Origin of the sequence: Acidocella aromatica, assembly GCF_014201825.1 — a bacterium.
Taxonomy (GTDB): Bacteria; Pseudomonadota; Alphaproteobacteria; order Acetobacterales; family Acetobacteraceae; genus Acidocella; species Acidocella aromatica.
Genome location: NZ_JACHFJ010000023.1, coordinates 1 through 5,192, shown reverse-complemented (window position 1 = coordinate 5,192; position 5,192 = coordinate 1). Strand labels below are relative to the sequence as shown.

Sequence of the window (5,192 nt, the reverse complement as noted above, 5' to 3'; positions counted from 1 at the left end):
GATGTAAGCACCAAACTCCACCAGACCAGACATCGTTAGCAGGCTGCCATGTCGGCATTGCGCGCTTACGAGCCATGTCCATGTGATGGATTACAATAGGAAACCATGGGCCAATATATCCTGGCTAGGGAGGCTTCCTTTCCTTCAAGCCTGGTGGAGTTATTTATGCTGAATATCAAGGACATCCATGCCGCTCATGAATTTGATGAGCTGAAATCCCACATCTTAACCAGCACGCCGGACAAACAGTCAGTACACGACATGTTGAGCGGCCGGTTCCGACTTTATCATGGCACATGGCACATCGCCGCGACCTACGCGCTGCATAAAAGCCTGAAGCAGTGGCATGATGTGATGCACGACGTGTCGGACGAGTTGGCGATTCTGCATGCCATCTATTACCACGACGCAGACAACGATGAGCTGGTTTCCGCGCAGATCTGGGATCGCCACGCCAGCCATTCGGGCCATGAGGCGATGACCTTCCAACTCGCCGACCGGGTCAAGCGGATGATCGAAGCCACCGCGAAGCACGATGCCGCGCGCCATGCCGATCAGGTGCTCGACTGGTTCCTGGATCTCGACCTCGCCCCTCTGGCCTACGATGCCGATTTGTTCGACTTCAACCGGAAACTGATCCGCCTGGAGAATCATCATCTCTCCGACCAGGCCTTCAACAAGACCACGGCCGATCTCTTCCATTCCCTGCTGCATCTGCCCAAGATCTTTCATCATCCGGTAATGACGCAACAGTTCGAGCAGAAGGCGCGGGAGAACATGCAGCGCTACCTCAAGCTCCACCACCTCTGACCCTAGCCTACCGGCGCAGCAGGCTCAGCAGTTCGTTCACGGGGCGGGTGTTCAGCACATCCGCCGCTTCCAGCCACCCGCGCCGTGCCTGATCTACACCGAAGCGCATGAAGCCGAGTTCGGGCTCGGCATGCGCATCGGTGGAAATCGCCAGCTTCAGCCCCATGGACTTGGCGAGACGGCAATGCGCGTCGTTCAGGTCCAGCCGCTCGGGCTGGGCGTTCAACTCCAGAAAACAGCCGCGTTCCAGTGCCCCGCGCATCACTCGTTCCATGTCCACCGCATAGGCCGGGCGCTGGTTGATCAGCCGTCCGGTAGGGTGAGCGAGGATATTGAAACAGCGCTTGTCCATGGCGCGCAGGATACGTTCCGTCTGCTTCACCTGCGGCAGATCGAAGCGCGAATGGATCGCGCCGATCACCAGATCGAGCTTGCTTAGTATGGTATCAGGCAGGTCCAGCGTGCCATCTTCGAGAATATCGACCTCGATCGCCTTCAGCACGGTAAAGCCATTCAGGCTGTCGTTCAGGCGGTCGATCTCCTCCATCTGCCGCGCCAGGCGCTTCACATCCAGCCCATGCGCCATGCCCAGCCTGCGGCTATGGTCGGTAATGGCAATGTAACCATACCCCCTGGCGCGGGCCGCCGCGGCCATCTCGCGCATGCTCGCCCGCCCATCCGTCGCATTGGTATGGACGTGCAGATCCCCCCAGATATCCTTCACCGAAACCAGTTGCGGCAGGCGGTTCTCCCGCGCGACATTAATCTCCCCCTGGTCCTCGCGCAGCTCCGGCGGAATGTAGCGCAGCCCGAGCCGCTCGTAGAGTTCCTCCTCGGTGCGACCAGCGATCTGACGCACCCCTTTGTGCAGCCCGTACTCGTTCAACTTCAGCCCCTGCTCCACCGCAATCTGCCGCAGCTTGATGTTATGTGCCTTGGAGCCGGTGAAGTAGCACAGGGCGGAGCCGTAACTTTCCTCGGGCACCACGCGCAGATCCACCTGCAACCCGTTGCGCAGCCTCACCGTCGCGCGGGTCGGGCCGCGCTCCACCACCTCTGCCACGGCCTCGTAGCTGGTGAAGCGCTGCATAACCTTCTGGTTGGAGGCTGCCGCCACGACAATGTCGATATCCCCCACCGTCTCGCGCCGCCGCCGGTAACTGCCCGCGATCTCGGCCTGCTTCATCCCCTCGGCCTGCCACAAATTCTGCAATAGCGGAACGGCGATCTGCTCGGCCTTGGAAAGCAACGTACGCGGCTGCGCCACCGCCCCGGAAGCCAGGGCCCGCATGATTTTCGTCTCCAGCCCACGGCCGAAGCCCGGTATGTCGTGCAGCTTGCCCGCATTGGCCGCTTCCGTCAGCCGGGCAACGGTGTCGATCCCCAGCGCCTCATGCAGCTGATGCACGCGCTTCGGCCCCAACCCCGGTATGGCAAGCAGCGCCGTCACGCCCGGCGAAACCTCGCGCTCCAACTCATCGAGCAGCGGCAAATGCCCGCCATGCGCCAGGGTGACGATCTTGCCCGCGAGATCCGGCCCGATGCCGGGCAGCTCGTCGAGTTCCTCATCCCGCATATCCGCCACACTGCGCCCAAACGCTCCCACCAGCCGCGCCGCCCGGCGATACGCCCGCACGCGAAACCTGTTGGCTGCCTCTACGTCGAGAAGATCCGCGATCTTGTCCAGTTCGGCAGCAACCTCTGCATTGCTGACCTGCATGACGCACTCATTTTATATTTGTTTCTATCAGTCCTGCACACTCGCGCAGCTCAGGCCAAACTGAGACAACGCTTCCTCCAGATAATCGGCCAATAACGGCATGCCGAGCAGATACTCCGCCGTACGGCCGTTATAGGCATTCACCGCTTCGCCCCGTAGCGCGCCCCACTCGTCCAGGCTGCCATCGCCACGGCCGAGCCAAGCCAACGTAACCAGGTCGATCTGCCCATCCTCGCTAAGATCCTCGACGACAGCGGTGATTTCAGCCGTCACCGGGTCATCCTCGTGATCTTCCAGCACCGCGCGCATATCGTCATCGCTCGGGTTGGAGCCCGGATCGGGTTCGGAGACTTCATCCTTAGCGTCAAACTCCCGCGCCTTGCCGATGATGAAGCAAATGGTTTCGAGCGGAATGGAAAGGTTCGGTTCGTCCGCCATGGTTGTTTCCCCCGGTTTGAGTCTTACCCACTCGGAATTTTCTACAAAATGCCATAACCTTGGCAGCCGTGTCATTGATTTTCCGCAACATTGCCTGGATTTGGACGGCAAGGCGGTTGGGCTTGGTAATCGGGCTTGGCTCGTTTATCCAGGGTGGCATGCAGGGTGTACTCGTCACGGGCAGCGGCAAACGCATCGGCGCCGCCATCGCCTCACATCTCGGGGCCAAAGGCTGGCACGTCTTTGTTCATTACAACCACTCCAAGGCCGAGGCCGAGGCCGTCGCCACCGGAATCGTCGCGGCGGGTGGGCGGGCCACCGCGCTCGGGGCGAACCTCGCCGATGCCGAGGCGGTGACGCAACTCGTCTCGCGCTGCGAGGCCATCTGCCCACTGACGCTGCTGGTGAACAACGCCTCCACCTTCGAGTACGACACCGCCGCCACCACATCCGCCGCCGCGCTCGACCAAAACATGCGCGTGAACCTCTACGCCCCCGCCCTGCTGGCGCGGGATTTCCACGCGGCGGTACGGGCGCGAGGGGCGGAGGGCGTGATCATCAACCTTGTGGACAACAAGGTCTTCGCCCTCAACCCGGATTATTTCTCCTACACCCTCTCCAAGGTAGCCTTGCAGGGCATGACGCAGATGCTCGCCATGGCCTTCGCCCCGCATATCCGTGTCGCAGGCATCGCGCCGGGCATCACGCTCATCAGCGGCAAGCAGACGGAAGCCGAGTTCATCCGCACCCACAACAACAACCCGCTGGGGCGCGGCTGCACGCCGGAGCAGATCGTGGGCGCGGTGGATTTTATCCTCGCCACGCCGTCCTATCATGGCCAAACTTTAGTCATCGACGGCGGGCAGGTGCTGCAACGCCGCCCGCGCGATGTCGCCTTCCTCGACCGGGACGTCAAAAATGCGGATATCTGAAGCCACGCTGGTCCTGCGCGGGTTCGAGGTTCAGGCCTCGATCGGCATTCATGATTTCGAGAAGGCAGCCCCGCAGCGCCTGCTCATCGACATTGAGCTGACGCTGAACAGCGCCGCCCGGCCCGAGGCCGACCATATCGACCATGTGGTGGATTACGACTTCCTGCGCACGGAAACAGCGAAGCTGCTCACCGCCCGGCATTACGAGTTGCAGGAGACTCTGTGCCACGACATCGCGGAATTCTGCCTCGCCCGGTCCGAGGTACGGCATGTGAGCGTGTATTCGCGCAAGCCGGATGTCTACCCAGACTGCGAAAGCGTCGGCTTTCGCCTCATGGCTTCGAAATAGAGGCAAAAAGAATGCCGCCTTTTTGAAAAAAGGCGGCATTCAAAAACTTCTGTAACTTTTATCCTTACCGCGTCGGCACTGGCGGGTTGCTGCTGTAATCGTAGAAGCCACGGCCGGACTTGCGCCCGTACCAGCCAGCCTCGACATATTTCACCAGCAACGGCGCGGGGCGGTACTTGCTCTCGCCCAGTTCGTTATGCAGCACCTGCATGATGCTAAGCAGCGTATCCAGCCCCACGAAATCCGCCAGTTCCAGCGGCCCCATCGGGTGGGCTGCCCCCAGCTTCATCGCGGCGTCGATATCCTTCACCGAGCCCACGCCTTCCGCCAGCGCGAAGATCGCCTCATTCAACATGGGGCACAGCAAACGGTTGACGATGAAGCCCGGCGCATCCTGCACATCCACCGGCGTCTTGCCCAGCTTTTCGGCGAGGTCACGCACTGCCGCATAGGTGGCATCCGAGGTCGCGAGGCCACGGATAACCTCGACCAGCTTCATCATCGGCACCGGGTTGAAGAAATGCATCCCGATGAACTTATCCGCCCTGCCGGACATAGCCGCCAGCTTGGTGATAGAGATGGAAGAGGTGTTGGAGGCCAGGATCGCGTCCGGCTTCAGCGCGCCGGCCAGTTCCTTATAGATGCTCTCCTTGATCTCCAGCTTCTCCGGCACCGCCTCAATCACGATGTCCGCATCGGCAAGGGCATGCCAGTCGGTGGAGGTGGTCAGGCGCGCCAATGCGGCGGTCTTCGCCTCCTCGGTGATGACGCCCTTGGACACCTGGCGCTCCATGTTTTTCGTCATGGTGGCCAGGGCCTTAGGCAGAGCCGCCGCAAAGGCGTCCACGAGCGTCACGTCAAAACCAGCGATCACCGCCGCGTGAGCGATGCCGTTACCCATAAGCCCCGCGCCGATGACGCCGATTTTGCTGATTGTCATAGT

General features: G+C 61.2%; 6 protein-coding genes. 3 read left to right on the top strand and 3 right to left on the bottom strand.

Translation table 11 applies throughout. From position 1 onward, the window contains the following. Positions 1-165: 165 nt before the first annotated feature. Positions 166-810 carry a hypothetical protein gene (locus tag HNP71_RS13965; protein ID WP_183267555.1) on the top strand — a complete coding sequence of 215 codons (645 nt, stop codon included), beginning with the start codon at positions 166-168 and terminating at the stop codon, positions 808-810. Between the two features lie 7 nt (positions 811-817). Here HNP71_RS13965 and polX read toward each other — a convergent pair whose 3' ends face one another. Continuing rightward, complete coding sequence (gene polX, locus HNP71_RS13960; protein WP_183267554.1) at positions 818-2,530, bottom strand: DNA polymerase/3'-5' exonuclease PolX; 1,713 nt, start codon at positions 2,528-2,530, stop codon at positions 818-820. Positions 2,531-2,557: 27 nt separating this feature from the next. Further along, entirely contained in the window at positions 2,558-2,968 is a 411-nt protein-coding gene (locus HNP71_RS13955) for a DUF3775 domain-containing protein (RefSeq protein ID WP_183267553.1), read from the bottom strand. A gap of 122 nt (positions 2,969-3,090) precedes the next feature. Here HNP71_RS13955 and HNP71_RS13950 point away from each other — a divergent pair, with 122 nt between their 5' ends. Together HNP71_RS13950 and HNP71_RS13945 are read left to right on the top strand one after the other, a co-directional pair. Further along, positions 3,091-3,900 carry an SDR family oxidoreductase gene (locus HNP71_RS13950; RefSeq protein WP_246344242.1) on the top strand — a complete coding sequence of 270 codons (810 nt, stop codon included), beginning with the start codon at positions 3,091-3,093 and terminating at the stop codon, positions 3,898-3,900. After that, the gene (locus HNP71_RS13945) at positions 3,887-4,249 is read left to right on the top strand and encodes a dihydroneopterin aldolase (protein WP_221246938.1); all 363 of its coding nucleotides are present in this window, start codon (positions 3,887-3,889) and stop codon (positions 4,247-4,249) included. The genes HNP71_RS13950 and HNP71_RS13945 overlap by 14 nt, the downstream gene beginning before the upstream one ends. Before the next feature lie 64 nt (positions 4,250-4,313). Here the strand turns inward: HNP71_RS13945 and HNP71_RS13940 are convergent, their stop codons facing one another. Then, complete coding sequence (locus HNP71_RS13940; RefSeq protein ID WP_183267556.1) at positions 4,314-5,189, bottom strand: 3-hydroxybutyryl-CoA dehydrogenase; 876 nt, start codon at positions 5,187-5,189, stop codon at positions 4,314-4,316. Positions 5,190-5,192 lie beyond the last annotated feature (3 nt).

Bases quoted from the DNA above. Each gene is read 5' to 3' on its own strand.
- HNP71_RS13965 (WP_183267555.1), top strand. From the start codon at position 166: ATGCTGAATATCAAGGACATCCATGCCGCTCATGAATTTGATGAGCTG.
- polX (WP_183267554.1), bottom strand. From the start codon at position 2,530: ATGCAGGTCAGCAATGCAGAGGTTGCTGCCGAACTGGACAAGATCGCG.
- HNP71_RS13955 (WP_183267553.1), bottom strand. From the start codon at position 2,968: ATGGCGGACGAACCGAACCTTTCCATTCCGCTCGAAACCATTTGCTTC.
- HNP71_RS13945 (WP_221246938.1), top strand. From the start codon at position 3,887: ATGCGGATATCTGAAGCCACGCTGGTCCTGCGCGGGTTCGAGGTTCAG.
- HNP71_RS13940 (WP_183267556.1), bottom strand. From the start codon at position 5,189: ATGACAATCAGCAAAATCGGCGTCATCGGCGCGGGGCTTATGGGTAAC.